General features: G+C 71.8%; 15 protein-coding genes. 14 read left to right on the top strand and 1 reads right to left on the bottom strand.

The features are described from left to right. The first annotated feature begins 124 nt into the window (after positions 1 to 124). The 12 genes from rplS (at position 125) to ACZ6Y1_RS10835 (ending at position 9,776) form a co-directional block, all read left to right on the top strand. Positions 125 to 475 carry a 50S ribosomal protein L19 gene (gene rplS / locus ACZ6Y1_RS10890; RefSeq protein ID WP_073911044.1) on the top strand — a complete coding sequence of 117 codons (351 nt, stop codon included), beginning with the start codon at positions 125 to 127 and terminating at the stop codon, positions 473 to 475. A gap of 44 nt (positions 476 to 519) precedes the next feature. Then, positions 520 to 1,242, top strand: a complete 723-nt coding sequence (gene lepB, locus ACZ6Y1_RS10885; protein WP_469625935.1) for a signal peptidase I — start codon at positions 520 to 522, stop codon at positions 1,240 to 1,242. After that, positions 1,235 to 2,053: a signal peptidase I gene (gene lepB, locus ACZ6Y1_RS10880; protein ID WP_469625933.1), complete on the top strand. Its 819-nt coding sequence runs from the start codon at positions 1,235 to 1,237 to the stop codon at positions 2,051 to 2,053. Before lepB (ACZ6Y1_RS10885) ends, lepB (ACZ6Y1_RS10880) begins: the two co-directional genes overlap by 8 nt. A gap of 113 nt (positions 2,054 to 2,166) precedes the next feature. After that, on the top strand, positions 2,167 to 3,075 hold the full coding sequence (lepB, locus tag ACZ6Y1_RS10875) for a signal peptidase I (RefSeq protein WP_469625932.1): 909 nt from the start codon (positions 2,167 to 2,169) through the stop codon (positions 3,073 to 3,075). A gap of 44 nt (positions 3,076 to 3,119) precedes the next feature. Continuing rightward, positions 3,120 to 3,932: a signal peptidase I gene (gene lepB, locus ACZ6Y1_RS10870; RefSeq protein ID WP_469625930.1), complete on the top strand. Its 813-nt coding sequence runs from the start codon at positions 3,120 to 3,122 to the stop codon at positions 3,930 to 3,932. Then, positions 3,922 to 4,431, top strand: coding sequence for an NUDIX hydrolase (locus tag ACZ6Y1_RS10865; protein WP_469625928.1), 510 nt, complete (start codon positions 3,922 to 3,924; stop codon positions 4,429 to 4,431). The genes lepB (ACZ6Y1_RS10870) and ACZ6Y1_RS10865 overlap by 11 nt, the downstream gene beginning before the upstream one ends. A 55-nt stretch (positions 4,432 to 4,486) precedes the next feature. After that, positions 4,487 to 4,795, top strand: coding sequence for a DUF2469 domain-containing protein (locus tag ACZ6Y1_RS10860; RefSeq protein ID WP_005311352.1), 309 nt, complete (start codon positions 4,487 to 4,489; stop codon positions 4,793 to 4,795). Positions 4,796 to 4,909: 114 nt separating this feature from the next. Beyond that, entirely contained in the window at positions 4,910 to 5,281 is a 372-nt protein-coding gene (locus ACZ6Y1_RS10855) for a YraN family protein (RefSeq protein WP_469625926.1), read from the top strand. Continuing rightward, on the top strand, positions 5,281 to 6,927 hold the full coding sequence (locus tag ACZ6Y1_RS10850) for a YifB family Mg chelatase-like AAA ATPase (protein ID WP_469625924.1): 1,647 nt from the start codon (positions 5,281 to 5,283) through the stop codon (positions 6,925 to 6,927). The genes ACZ6Y1_RS10855 and ACZ6Y1_RS10850 overlap by 1 nt, the downstream gene beginning before the upstream one ends. Next, positions 6,924 to 8,120: a DNA-processing protein DprA gene (dprA, locus tag ACZ6Y1_RS10845; RefSeq protein WP_469625923.1), complete on the top strand. Its 1,197-nt coding sequence runs from the start codon at positions 6,924 to 6,926 to the stop codon at positions 8,118 to 8,120. The genes ACZ6Y1_RS10850 and dprA overlap by 4 nt, the downstream gene beginning before the upstream one ends. A 209-nt stretch (positions 8,121 to 8,329) precedes the next feature. Beyond that, on the top strand, positions 8,330 to 9,166 hold the full coding sequence (gene whiG, locus ACZ6Y1_RS10840; protein ID WP_365174636.1) for an RNA polymerase sigma factor WhiG: 837 nt from the start codon (positions 8,330 to 8,332) through the stop codon (positions 9,164 to 9,166). A gap of 52 nt (positions 9,167 to 9,218) precedes the next feature. Beyond that, positions 9,219 to 9,776, top strand: a complete 558-nt coding sequence (locus tag ACZ6Y1_RS10835; protein WP_469626589.1) for a TetR/AcrR family transcriptional regulator — start codon at positions 9,219 to 9,221, stop codon at positions 9,774 to 9,776. Between the two features lie 31 nt (positions 9,777 to 9,807). Here the strand turns inward: ACZ6Y1_RS10835 and ACZ6Y1_RS10830 are convergent, their stop codons facing one another. Continuing rightward, entirely contained in the window at positions 9,808 to 10,440 is a 633-nt protein-coding gene (locus tag ACZ6Y1_RS10830; RefSeq protein WP_469625920.1) for a M23 family metallopeptidase, read from the bottom strand. 249 nt (positions 10,441 to 10,689) lie between these two features. Between ACZ6Y1_RS10830 and rpsB the strand changes: the two genes are divergently transcribed. Both rpsB and tsf read left to right on the top strand, forming a co-directional pair. Further along, complete coding sequence (rpsB, locus tag ACZ6Y1_RS10825; RefSeq protein WP_403881644.1) at positions 10,690 to 11,544, top strand: 30S ribosomal protein S2; 855 nt, start codon at positions 10,690 to 10,692, stop codon at positions 11,542 to 11,544. 135 nt (positions 11,545 to 11,679) lie between these two features. Further along, complete coding sequence (gene tsf / locus ACZ6Y1_RS10820) at positions 11,680 to 12,516, top strand: translation elongation factor Ts (RefSeq protein WP_031148742.1); 837 nt, start codon at positions 11,680 to 11,682, stop codon at positions 12,514 to 12,516. The last annotated feature ends 70 nt before the right edge of the window (positions 12,517 to 12,586 follow it).

Raw genomic sequence — 12,586 nt, 5'->3', positions numbered from 1 at the left:
GTGTGCTCGCGGACGCCCCTGCCACAGGGGGATCGTCGTCCGACGGGTGGCACGGCTCCCGAATTCTCTACGGAAACCCGCACTGGCGACCTGTGGCGTCATGCGAAGAAAGCAGACGAAGAACATGTCTCACCTGCTCGATGGCGTCAACGCCGCCGCGCTCCGCTCGGACGTCCCGGCCTTCCGCCCGGGTGACACGATCAACGTGCACGTCCGCGTTATCGAGGGCAACCGCTCCCGTATCCAGCAGTTCAAGGGCGTAGTCATCCGTCGCCAGGGCGCCGGTGTCTCCGAGACCTTCACCGTTCGCAAGGTCTCCTTCAGCGTCGGCGTGGAGCGTACCTTCCCGGTCCACTCCCCGATCTTCGAGAAGATCGAGCTCGTCACCCGCGGTGACGTCCGCCGCGCCAAGCTGTACTACCTCCGTGAGCTCCGCGGCAAGGCCGCGAAGATCAAGGAGAAGCGCGACAACTGAGGTCCCCTCCGGTGTCCCGGGCAGGCCGGATAGGCTCGCCCCCGATGGACACCGAAGCACCTCACACGCAGCGCGGCCACTCCTCCCCCGGCAAGGGGGAGGGGCGGCCGCGTTTTGCGTTGTCCGCGACCGTGCGGCCGCTGACCTGGCGTCGGGCCGGAGTGATCGGCGTGGTCTGCACCGTCCTCCTGCTGCTCGTCAGCAATTTCGTGGTCCAGCCCTTCCTGATCCCGAGCCGTTCGATGGAGCCGACGCTCCAGGTCGGCGACCGGGTGCTGGTCAACAAGCTGGCGTACCGTTTCGGCGACCAGCCGCGCCGCGGCGACCTCGTGGTCTTCGACGGCACCGGATCCTTCGTACGGGAACGCCCCGAGGGCAATCCGGTGGGCGAGCTCCTGCACGGCGGGGCGTCCGCGCTGGGGCTCGCGGAGCCTTCCGACACCGACTTCGTGAAGCGGGTCGTGGGCGTCGGCGGTGACGACGTGGTGTGCTGCGACGCCGGCGGGCGGATCGAGGTCAACGGCGTGCCGCTGCGGGAGCCGTACCTCTTCCCGGGCGACACGCCCTCGAAGGTGCCGTTCCGCATCGTCGTACCGCTCGGGACGCTGTGGGTGATGGGCGATCACCGGTCCCAGTCCCGGGACTCCCGGGACCATCTGGGGGAGCCGGGTGGGGGGATGGTGCCGGTGGACGAGGTGATCGGGCGGGCCGACTGGATCGGCTGGCCGGTGTCGCGCTGGGGTTCCGCCGGCGGCGGGCATGGGTAGCCGCGGGCGGCCCCGGAACGAACCGCCTCCCGAGCCGGGCAGCCGGGCCGAACGGCGGCGGCTGGCCCGCCGGGTGAAGCGGCGCCGGCGCACGCGCCGGGCCGGTGAGGTGCCGCTGCTGGTGGTGGCGGCGCTGTGCATCGCCATGCTCCTCAAGACCTTCTTCGTCCAGGCCTTCTTCATCCCGTCGGGCTCGATGGAGCAGACCATCCGGATCGGCGACCGGGTCCTGGTCGACAAGCTGACCCCCTGGTTCGGGTCCGAGGTCGAGCGCGGCGACATCGTCGTGTTCAAGGACCCGGGCGGCTGGCTCCGCGGGGAGGCGGCCCGGCCGGCCCCCGATCCGGTCGGGATCAAGCAGATCAAGCAGACGCTGACCTTCATCGGCCTGCTGCCCTCGGCCGACGAGCAGGACCTGATCAAGCGCGTCATCGGCGTGGGCGGGGACACCGTGAGGTGCTGCGACGCCAGGGGCCGGGTCACCGTCAACGGCCAGCCGCTGGACGAGCCGTACGTGAGTCCCGGCAACGCCCCCTCCGACATCCCGTTCGAGGTACAGGTGCCGGCGGGCCGGCTCTTCGTGATGGGCGACCACCGGGCGAACTCCGCGGACTCCCGCTACCACCTCGACGAGGCCTTCCAGGGCACGATCGACGAGGACGGGGTGGTGGGCGAGGCCGTCGTGATCGCCTGGCCCTACGGGCACTGGACGAACTTCGACACCCCTGCGACCTTCCGCATGGTCCCCGATCAGGCGAGGCGCGGGGCGCGCACGCGTCGTCGGCGCCGCCGGGCCGCGCCGTTCGCATAGTGTGTCCTGGGTCTCCCGATCCTTGGGGAACTCCCGCTCGTTAGGGGAGGGGAGGGCCCGTGACCGATCCGGCGCGGGCGGCGGTCTCTAATCGAGGAGTGGATGTGGGGGACGTGGCGGTAGGCGCACGATCCGGGCGCGACGAGGGCGAGGAACGGCCGGATGACGACGCCGTCGCGCGCAAGGCCGAGGAGGGGGAGGGCGACGAAGCCGAGGCGCAGCCGCACCGCTCCTTCTGGAAGGAGCTTCCGCTCCTCGTCGGCATCGCCCTGCTGCTGGCCCTGCTGATCAAGACCTTCCTGGTCCAGGCGTTCTCCATCCCTTCCGACTCGATGCAGAACACCCTGCAGCGGGGCGACCGGGTGCTGGTGGACAAGCTGACCCCGTGGTTCGGCTCCGAGCCCGAGCGCGGTGAGGTCGTCGTCTTCCACGACCCCCTGAACTGGCTGTCCGGGGAGGCCACCCCGGAGCCCAACTTCGCACAGCAGATCCTCAGCAAGATCGGTCTGATGCCGTCCGCGGACGAGAAGGACCTGATCAAGCGGACCATCGCCATCGGCGGGGACACGGTCGAGTGCAAGAAGGGGGGCCCGGTCGTCGTCAACGGCAAGCCGCTCGACGAGCCGTACATCTTCCCCGGCAACACCCCGTGCGACGACATGCCCTTCGGACCGATCACCGTGCCCAAGGGCAAGATCTGGGTGATGGGCGACCACCGGCAGAACTCCCAGGACTCCCGCTACCACATGCAGGACGCCACCCAGGGCTTCGTGCCGGTCGACAAGGTCGTCGGGCGGGCCGTGGTCGTCGCCTGGCCGCTGAACCGCTGGTCCACCCTGCCTGTCCCGGACACCTTCGACCAGCCCGGCATCAACAACCAGGCGGCGGCGAACGCGCTCGGGCTCGGGGCCTCCGGCCTGGCTCCCGTCGGGCTCGGCCCGGCCGCCCTCGGGCTCGCCGGGGCTGTGCCGCTCGTCATGTGGCGCCGCAGGAGGCTGACCAGCGGGCGTACCGCCGGGTAGGGTGCCGCCCAGGTCGACGATCTCCGAAGTGTGGGGGCGCTGCAATGGGCGGCACGCAGGCAAGCGGTACGGCTTCGAGCGGTACCCGTTCAATACGCGGTGGCAAGGATGGCCGCGGCGGTCCCGGCCACGTGCTTTCGGGGCTCGCCGTGGCCATCGGTTTCGTGCTCTTCCTCGGCGGCTTCGTCTGGGGCGCGGTCGTGTACCGGCCGTACACGGTGCCGACCGACTCGATGATGCCGACCGTGAAGCCCGGCGACCGGGTGCTGGCGCAGCGCATCGACAGCGCCGAGGTGCGCCGCGGCGACGTCGTCATCTTCACTGATTCCATGTGGAGCGATTCGCCCATGGTCAAGCGGGTCGTCGGCATCGGCGGCGACACCGTCAAGTGCTGCGGCGCCGGCGGCGAGCTGACCGTGAACGGCACGCCTCTCGACGAGCCGTACATCGACGGGACTAAGCCCTCCCTGGGCCTGGACATGCCGCCCGGCCAGGCCGCCCCCTCGGGAACCCCCTTCGAGGTGACTGTCCCCGAGGGGAACCTCTTCCTCATGGGCGACCGCCGCGCCGCCTCCCTGGACTCGCGGGCCCACCTTCAGGATGCCGGGCAGGGCACCGTGCCCAGGTCGGCCGTCAGCGCCCGCGTCGACGCGCTGGCCTGGCCCTCCATGTCGATGCTGGAGCGGCCCACGACGTACGAGTCCCTGCCCGGCGGAACCTCCGGGCACGGGCCGCTGCTGCTGCAGCTGGCGGCGGTGGCCGCCGGGGCAGTCCTGGTGGTGCTGGGGGCCGCGTACGGGCCCGTCGCCCGGGTCCTGGGGCGGGGGCGGCGGAAGGAGCGGGCCGATGGCAGCTGACCCGGAGGCCGGGAGTGCCGCCCCGCGGCAGGTGTCCCGGGTGATCCTGCTGGACCCGGGGGACCGGATCCTGCTGCTGCACGGGTTCGAGCCGGCCGACCCCGCCGACACCTGGTGGTTCACCCCGGGCGGCGGCCTGGAGGGGGCCGAGAGCCGGGAGCAGGCCGCGCTGCGGGAGCTGGCGGAGGAGACGGGGATCACGGAGGTCGAGCTGGGGCCCGTGCTGTGGCACCGGTACTGCTCCTTCCCCTTCGACGGGCGCCGCTGGGAGCAGGACGAGTGGTACTTCCTGGCCCGTACCGCCCAGACGGAGACCGTGATGGGCGGGCTCACCGAGCTGGAGCGGCGCAGCGTCGCAGGAGCCAGGTGGTGGACCTACGAGGAACTGATCGCGGCACATGAGACGGTGTACCCGACCAGACTCGCCGAGCTGCTGAAGACGCTGCTCGACGACGGTCCTCCGGGTGCGCCGGTGGTCCTGGCCCCGGAAATCGTTTAGGGGCGCATGGGTCTGGCGCACAATAGGGGGACGCACGGCTGAAGGGGAACATGCCATGAGTGCCGAGGACCTCGAGAAGTACGAGACCGAGATGGAGCTGAAGCTCTATCGGGAGTACCGCGACGTCGTCGGGCTGTTCAAGTATGTGATCGAGACCGAGCGCCGTTTCTACCTCACCAACGACTACGAGATGCAGGTGCACTCGGTGCAGGGGGAGGTCTTCTTCGAGGTCTCGATGGCCGATGCCTGGGTCTGGGACATGTACCGTCCGGCCCGCTTCGTGAAGCAGGTCCGCGTGCTGACCTTCAAGGACGTGAACATCGAGGAGCTCAACAAGAGCGACCTCGAACTGCCCGGCAGCTGAAGCGGGGGCCATCCTTCGTGTGGGTGACGGGATCATCCACAACGGCCGGGTTGTCCACCAAGATCCACACAGTGGGCGGGGGCGCGGGATCGTCGGTGCCGGAGGTGGTGCCGGATGAACGCGAAGGGCGTGGCACAGCAGGCATTGGGGCGGTACGGCGAGGAGCTCGCGGCACGGCGGCTGACCGAGGCCGGGATGACCGTGATCGCACGGAACTGGCGGTGTCGCAGCGGGGAGATCGACATCGTCGCGCGTGACGGGGACGCCTTCGTCGTGTGCGAGGTGAAGACCCGCCGGGAGGGTGACTTCGAGCACCCCATGGCCGCGCTGCGGCCCGGCAAGGCCGAGCAGCTGCGCAGGCTCGCCGGCCGGTGGCTCGCCGACCACGGCGGACCACCCCCGGGCGGGGTGCGCATCGACCTGGTGGGAATCCTGCTGCCGCGGCGCGGAGCGCCCGTGGTGGAGCACGTCAGGGGGGTGGCCTGATGGGATTCGCACGAGCCTGTTCGGTGGCTCTGGTCGGCGTCGACGGGGTGGTCGTGGAGGTCCAGGCCGACCTGGAGCCCGGGGTCGCGGCCTTCACCCTGGTGGGGCTGCCCGACAAGACCCTCGTCGAGAGCCGGGACCGGGTGCGCGCCGCCGTGGCCAATTCGGGGGCGGCCTGGCCGCAGAAGAAGCTCACCGTGGGTCTGAGCCCGGCCTCCGTGCCCAAGAGCGGCGCCGGATTCGATCTCGCCGTGGCCGCGGCGGTCCTCGGCGCGGCCGAGGTGGTCGACCCCCGCGCGATCGCCGATCTCGTCCTCATCGGGGAGCTCGGGCTGGACGGCCGGGTGCGCCCGGTCCGCGGGATCCTGCCGGCCGTCCTGGCCGCGTCGGAGGCCGGGTACCGGCAGGTCGTGGTACCGCAGCAGTGCGCCGCCGAGGCCGCGCTCGTACCGGAGGTCTCGGTGCTCGGCATCCGCAGCCTGCGCCAGCTGATCGCGGTCCTGACGGACGCACCCGTCCCCGAGGAGGACGGCGCGGACACGGCGGCCGCCGCCGGCCGCCCGGACCCGATGCTGGCCGGGCTACTGGTGCCGGGGGCGGGGCTGGGAGCGGGACTGGGCGGCCGGGGCCGGTCAGGCACGGGAGACGCGCCGGACTTCCCCGACCTATCGGACGTGGCCGGGCAGCACGCCGCGCGCCGGGCCCTGGAGGTCGCGGCCACCGGAGGCCACCACCTCTTCCTCAGCGGGCCGCCCGGAGCGGGCAAGACGATGCTGGCCGAGCGGCTGCCCGGGATCTTGCCGCCGCTGACCCGCCAGGAGTCCGTGGAGGTGACGGCGGTCCACTCGGTGGCCGGCATCCTGCCGCCCGGGGAGCCGCTGGTCGCCAGGGCGCCCTACTGCGCACCGCACCATTCGGCGACCATGCAGTCGCTGGTCGGCGGCGGGAACGGAGTCCCGAGGCCGGGGGCGGTGTCCTTGGCCCACCGCGGGGTGCTCTTCCTGGACGAGGCCGCGGAGTTCAACGGCCGGGCGCTGGACGCGCTGCGCCAGCCCCTCGAATCGGGCCACGTCGTCATCGCCCGCGCGGCCGGGGTGGTCCGGCTCCCGGCCCGTTTCCTGATGGTGCTCGCCGCGAACCCGTGCCCGTGCGGGCGCCACACCCTCCAGGGAGCCGGGTGCGAATGCCCGCCCTCGGTGATCAGGCGCTACCAGGGCAGGCTGTCCGGGCCGCTGCTCGACCGGGTGGACCTGCGGGTCGAGGTCGAGCCCGTGACCCGGTCCGATCTGCTCGGGCAGGGTGGCCGCGGGGAGTCCACGGCGAGGGTGGCCGACCGGGTGCGGGAGGCCAGGGACCGTGCGGCGGCCCGGCTCGCCGACACCCCGTGGCGGCTCAACTCCGAAGTGCCCGGCCAGGAACTGCGCACCCGCTGGCAGGCCGGTCCGGGGGCGCTGGCCCAGGCCGAGCGGGACATGGAGCGCGGCCTGCTCACCGCCCGTGGGCTGGACCGGGTGCTGCGGGTCGCCTGGACCGTCGCCGACCTGCGAGGACGCGACCGCCCCGATGCGCTGGACGTGGCCGTCGCCCTGGAACTGCGGACCGGCGTCGCCAGGGGCGCGGCCGCGACCGTCGGAGCCGGGTCATGACCTGGGCGGCGGAGGATGCGGACCCGGAGGTGCTGGCCCGGGCCGCGTTGACGCGGGTGGTGGAGCCGGGGGACGAGCTCGCGGGCCGGTGGCTGCGTGAGTACGGGGCCGTGCGACTGATGGGGATGCTCACCAGGAGCGAGGACGAGGGGGACGGCGGGGTCCGGGCGCCGGGCGGAGCGGGGGCCGAGCGGCTCGCCGGGTACCGGAGGCGGGCGGCGCTGGCCGACCCCCGCGGGGATCTGGCGGCGGCCGCCGCGCACGGGGGACGGTTCGTGTGCCCCGGGTCGGCGGAGTGGCCCAGCCAGCTCGACGACCTCGGCGACGCCCGCCCCGTCGGGCTGTGGCTGCGGGGCCGGCCGAACCTGCGCACCTGGGCGCTGCGCTCCGTCGCCGTGGTCGGGGCCCGGGCCTGTACCCCGTACGGAGCGCACATGGCCCAGACCCTGGCCGCCGGGCTCGCCGAGCGGGGCTGGGTCGTGGTCTCCGGAGCGGCGTACGGGATCGACGGCGCGGCCCACCGCGGGGCGCTCGCCCCGGGCGGCGCCACCGCCGCGGTCCTCGCCTGCGGGGCGGACGTCGCCTATCCGCGCGGACACGCCGGGCTGCTCGGCCGGATCGCCGGCCAGGGGCTCGTCCTCGGGGAACTGCCACCCGGCAGCCACCCCACCCCCAGCCGGTTCGTCCTGCGCAACCGGGTCATCGCCGCCCTCACCCGGGGCACCGTCGTGGTGGAGGCCGCCCACCGCAGCGGCTCCCTGGTGACCGCCCGGCAGGCCCAGAAGCTCGGGCGGTTCACGATGGGCGTCCCAGGGCCCGCCACCAGCGGGCTCTCCGCCGGGGTGCACGAGCTGCTGCGGGGCGGGGCCGAGCTCGTCACCGACGCGGCCGAGGTGGTCGAGCTGGTCGGCGCCATGGGCGAGTTGGCACCCGAGCGGCGCGGACCGCTGCTCGCCCGAGACCTGCTCGACCGCGACACCGCCGCGGTGCTCGAAGCGCTCCCCGCGGGCCGCCCCGTGCGGGCGGTGGAGTTGGCACTTGCCTCCGGCATCGGCACCGATGAAGTCATCGGCAGACTGTACGAACTTCACTCTCTGGGGTTCGTCGAACGGCAGGGCGGCGACTGGCAGTTGAGCAGACAAACGGCTGGAGGAGGCACACGAACCGGGGACGTCCGGCGAGGCGGTGGTTGACCTGGGGCGTTCCGGTGAAAGAGTGAAAGCGATGAGAGACGCGGTCTTCCCGATGCCGGCTGCCGGGACCGAGCGCCGGGCGCCGGTCCCGGGCCGCCCGTGCGCGTCGGATCGCGCCTGCGCCCCCGCGCGATCCCGTACTCTTCGCGCACCGCGACACTTCCGTCACGCTACGCTCCCAAGGAATCCCGCTCCGGCAAAGGCGAAGCATGCCCCAGCACACCTCAGGGTCTGACCGCGCTGCGGTGCCCCCCGCTGCCCGCGGCAGTGAGCGGTCCACCGCGCCCTCGTCCCTGGAGGTGCTGTGGCGCTCGTACAAGGCCTCGGGTGACGAGCGGCTGCGGGAGCAGCTGATCCTGCACTACTCCCCGCTGGTCAAGTACGTCGCGGGCCGGGTGAGCGTGGGGCTTCCGCCCAATGTGGAACAGGCCGACTTCGTCTCCTCCGGCGTCTTCGGGCTGATCGACGCCATCGAGAAGTTCGACATCGACCGGTCGATCAAGTTCGAGACCTACGCGATCACCCGCATCCGCGGCGCGATGATCGACGAACTGCGTGCGCTGGACTGGATCCCCCGCTCGGTGCGGCAGAAGGCCCGGGCCGTGGAGCGGGCCTACGCCACGCTGGAGGCGCAGCTGCGGCGCACTCCCACGGAGAGCGAAGTGGCGGGGGAGATGGGGATCGGGGTGGAGGACCTCCACGCCGTTTTCAGCCAGTTGTCGCTGGCGAACGTGGTCGCCCTGGAGGAACTCCTCCACGTGGGTGGCGAGGGCGGCGACCGGCTCTCGCTCATGGACACCCTGGAGGACACCGCCGCCGACAACCCGGTGGAAGTGGCGGAGGACCGCGAGCTCAGGCGGCTGCTGGCCCGGGCCATCAACACACTGCCGGAGCGCGAGAAGACCGTGGTCACCCTTTACTACTACGAGGGCCTCACGCTGGCCGAGATCGGCAACGTGCTGGGCGTCACCGAGAGCCGGGTCAGCCAGATCCACACCAAGTCGGTGCTGCAACTCCGGGCGAAGTTGGCGGACGTGGGGCGTTGAGCTTGCGCCACCTCCGTAGAGTGGACGCGTGCCCAGGATTCGAGCGGCCTCCGTGGCCGAGCACCGGTCGATGCAGCGCGGCGCCCTTCTGGACGCCGCGCGAACCCTGCTGTCCGAAGGCGGTACGGAGGCGCTGACCTTCCCCGCCCTCGCGGAGCGGACCGGGCTGGCCCGGTCGTCCGTGTACGAGTACTTCCGCTCCCGCGCGGCGGTGGTCGAAGAGCTGTGCGCGGTGGACTTCCCCGTGTGGGCCGCCGAGATCGAGGCGGCGATGGAGGCCGCGGAGGCGCCGGAGGCGAAGATCGAGGCCTATGTCCGCAGCCAGCTGGGACTGGTGGGGGACCGGCGGCACCGGGCGGTGGTGGCCATCTCCGCGAGCGAGCTGGACGCCGGGGCGCGGGAGAAGATCCGCGCGGCGCACGGGGGGCTCGTCGCGATGATCGTCGAGGCCCTGGCCGCCCTGGGGGAGCCGGAGCCGAAGCTCGCCGCGATGCTGTTGCAGGGCGTGGTGGACGCGGCGGTGCGGCGGATCGAGCTCGGGGCCGCCGAGGATCCGGCGGTGGTGACGGAGACGGCCGTGGCCATGGCCCTGCGGGGCGTCCTCGGCTGACGCCCCGGGGCGCCGCCCCGGACCCCGCGCCTCAATCGCCGGCGGGGCTGGAATTTGCTGCGGTGGGTGGGCCGGTGCGGCTCAAAGACCGGGGTTCGGCTCCGGAGCCCGTGTCGGAATGGTCGGTGGGGCCGGATTTCGCTTGCGGTGGGTAGGCCGGTGCGGTCCAAAGACCTGGGTTCGGCTCCGGAGCCCGTGCCTCGGACGTCGGCGGGGGCATCGGCAGCAGGCGGGGTGTGGGGCGGGGCAGGAGGGTGAGGGGGTTGAGGTACTCCTCGTTCCTCAGGAGGCCCCAGTGGAGGCACGGGCCCGGGCAGTGGGGACCCTCCGTCAGGACCGCGACCACCTGGCCGGCGGTGACCGCCTCCCCCTCGGAGACCAGCGCGCGGACCGGTTCGTAGGTCGTGCGCAGCCCGTTCGGGAGGGTCAGGGAGAGGACCCCGCGGCCCGCGACCGGGCCCGCGAAGTGCACCCGCCCCGCGGCGACCGCCCGGACCTCCGCGCCCACCTCGGCCGTCAGGTCCACGCCCCGGTGCCCGGCCGCGTACGGCGACGGCGGCGGGTCCCACCAGCGGGCCACCGAGAGCGGTCCGGGCAGCGGACGGACTCCGGGAACGGCGGCCTGGGCCAGGGCCAGGAGCAGGCTGATCAGCAGTGTCGTCATGAGCCGTAGGGTCCCGCGGCCGCCGCGGGCGCGCGCCGGCCTGTGGACGGGCCGGGCACTGTGGACAACGGCGTCACCCGGCATACCGCCGGGTCCCGTACACTTCTTGTGGCGATCCGGGTCACCGGGTCGACTTCGCACGCCCCAGCACCGGCTCGGAACGGCCAGGTGACAGCGTCTCTCGGTCCCTCAGCGGGGCAGGACGCGGCGGGGCGTCAGGAACCAAACCGAGAAACCAAGGAGATGGCCATGGCCGTCGTCACGATGCGGGAGCTGCTGGAGAGCGGCGTCCACTTCGGTCACCAGACCCGTCGTTGGAACCCGAAGATGAAGCGCTTCATCTTCACGGAGCGCAACGGCATCTACATCATCGACCTCCTGCAGTCGCTGTCGTACATCGACCGCGCCTACGAGTTCGTGAAGGAGACCGTCGCGCACGGCGGCTCCATCATGTTCGTCGGTACCAAGAAGCAGGCCCAGGAGGCCATCGCCGAGCAGGCGACCCGCGTTGGCATGCCGTACGTCAACCAGCGCTGGCTCGGTGGCATGCTCACCAACTTCTCCACCGTCTACAAGCGCCTCCAGCGTCTGAAGGAGCTTGAGGCGATCGACTTCGAGGACGTCGCTGCCTCGGGTCTCACCAAGAAGGAGCTCCTGGTCCTCTCCCGCGAGAAGGCCAAGCTGGAGAAGACCCTCGGTGGTATCCGTGAGATGTCGAAGGTCCCCAGCGCCGTCTGGATCGTCGACACCAAGAAGGAGCACATCGCCGTCGGTGAGGCGCGCAAGCTCCACATCCCGGTCGTCGCGATCCTCGACACCAACTGCGACCCCGACGAGGTCGACTACAAGATCCCGGGCAACGACGACGCGATCCGCTCCGTCACCCTGCTCACCCGCGTGATCGCCGACGCCGTCGCCGAGGGCCTCATCGCCCGTTCCGGCGCTGCGACCGGTGACTCGAAGCCGGGCGAGAAGGCCGCTGCCGAGCCGCTCGCCGAGTGGGAGCGCGACCTGCTCGAGGGCGACAAGAAGGCCGACGACGCCGAGGCCGCTCCGGCCGAGGCCGCTGTCGAGGCCCCGGCCGCCGACGCCGAGCAGGCCTGACCCTCTGAGAGCGCCCGGCGTTCACGCGCCGGGCACTCGCAGCACGGACGATGACGGCGGGGGAGCCGCGCCACAAGCGCGGAACCTCCGCCGTTCACCCGTAGATCTACGACTTCGAGAGAGAATCACAGACTCATGGCGAACTACACCGCCGCTGACGTCAAGAAGCTCCGCGAGCTCACCGGCGCCGGCATGCTGGACTGCAAGAACGCGCTCGTGGACGCCGACGGTGACGTCGACAAGGCCCAGGAAGCCCTCCGTATCAAGGGCCAGAAGGGCGTCGCCAAGCGCGAGGGCCGTTCTGCCGAGAACGGCGCCGTCGTCTCCCTCATCGCCGACGACAACACCTCCGGTGTCATCGTCGAGCTGAAGTGCGAGACCGACTTCGTCGCCAAGGGCGAGAAGTTCCTGGCCGTCGCCAACCAGCTGGCCGCGCACGTCGCCGCCACCTCCCCGGCCGACATCGAGGCGCTGCTCGCGTCCGAGATCGAGCCCGGCAAGACCGTCACCGCCTTCGTCGACGAGGCCAACGCCAACCTCGGCGAGAAGATCGTCCTGGACCGCTTCGCGCAGTTCACCGGCGGTTACGTGACCGCGTACATGCACCGCACGATGCCCGACCTGCCGTTCCAGATCGGTGTCCTGGTCGAGCTCGACAAGGAGAACGCCGAGGTCGCCCGCGGCGTCGCGCAGCACATCGCCGCGTTCGCCCCGCAGTGGCTGTCCGCCGAGGACGTCCCGGCCGACAAGGTCGAGTCCGAGCGCCGCATCGCCGAAGAGGTCACCCGCGCGGAGGGCAAGCCCGAGGCTGCCATCGCGAAGATCGTCGAGGGTCGCGTCAACGGCTTCTTCAAGGACGCCACGCTGCTCGGCCAGGCCTACGCCCTGGACAACAAGAAGTCCGTGCAGAAGGTTCTGGACGAGGCCGGTGTCACCCTGAAGCGCTTCACCCGCATCAAGGTCGGCATCTGAGTCCGTCCGTACGCGACGGACACCGGACCCCGGTAGGGTCTGAGGCAGTCGTCCGCGTTCGCGCAGGACG

It is taken from the genome of Streptomyces sp. NPDC053432 (assembly GCF_055585365.1).
The sequence above is the reverse complement of the archived record's forward strand: the minus strand, read 5'-3'. Positions and strand labels throughout refer to the sequence as shown.

Excerpts from the sequence above, each read along its gene's own strand:
- rplS (WP_073911044.1), top strand. The coding sequence starts at position 125 with ATGTCTCACCTGCTCGATGGCGTCAACGCCGCCGCGCTCCGCTCGGAC.
- lepB (WP_469625935.1), top strand. The coding sequence starts at position 520 with ATGGACACCGAAGCACCTCACACGCAGCGCGGCCACTCCTCCCCCGGC.
- lepB (WP_469625933.1), top strand. The coding sequence starts at position 1,235 with ATGGGTAGCCGCGGGCGGCCCCGGAACGAACCGCCTCCCGAGCCGGGC.
- lepB (WP_469625930.1), top strand. The coding sequence starts at position 3,120 with ATGGGCGGCACGCAGGCAAGCGGTACGGCTTCGAGCGGTACCCGTTCA.
- ACZ6Y1_RS10865 (WP_469625928.1), top strand. The coding sequence starts at position 3,922 with ATGGCAGCTGACCCGGAGGCCGGGAGTGCCGCCCCGCGGCAGGTGTCC.
- ACZ6Y1_RS10860 (WP_005311352.1), top strand. The coding sequence starts at position 4,487 with ATGAGTGCCGAGGACCTCGAGAAGTACGAGACCGAGATGGAGCTGAAG.
- ACZ6Y1_RS10855 (WP_469625926.1), top strand. The coding sequence starts at position 4,910 with ATGAACGCGAAGGGCGTGGCACAGCAGGCATTGGGGCGGTACGGCGAG.
- ACZ6Y1_RS10850 (WP_469625924.1), top strand. The coding sequence starts at position 5,281 with ATGGGATTCGCACGAGCCTGTTCGGTGGCTCTGGTCGGCGTCGACGGG.
- dprA (WP_469625923.1), top strand. The coding sequence starts at position 6,924 with ATGACCTGGGCGGCGGAGGATGCGGACCCGGAGGTGCTGGCCCGGGCC.
- whiG (WP_365174636.1), top strand. The coding sequence starts at position 8,330 with ATGCCCCAGCACACCTCAGGGTCTGACCGCGCTGCGGTGCCCCCCGCT.
- ACZ6Y1_RS10830 (WP_469625920.1), bottom strand. The coding sequence starts at position 10,440 with ATGACGACACTGCTGATCAGCCTGCTCCTGGCCCTGGCCCAGGCCGCC.
- rpsB (WP_403881644.1), top strand. The coding sequence starts at position 10,690 with ATGGCCGTCGTCACGATGCGGGAGCTGCTGGAGAGCGGCGTCCACTTC.
- tsf (WP_031148742.1), top strand. The coding sequence starts at position 11,680 with ATGGCGAACTACACCGCCGCTGACGTCAAGAAGCTCCGCGAGCTCACC.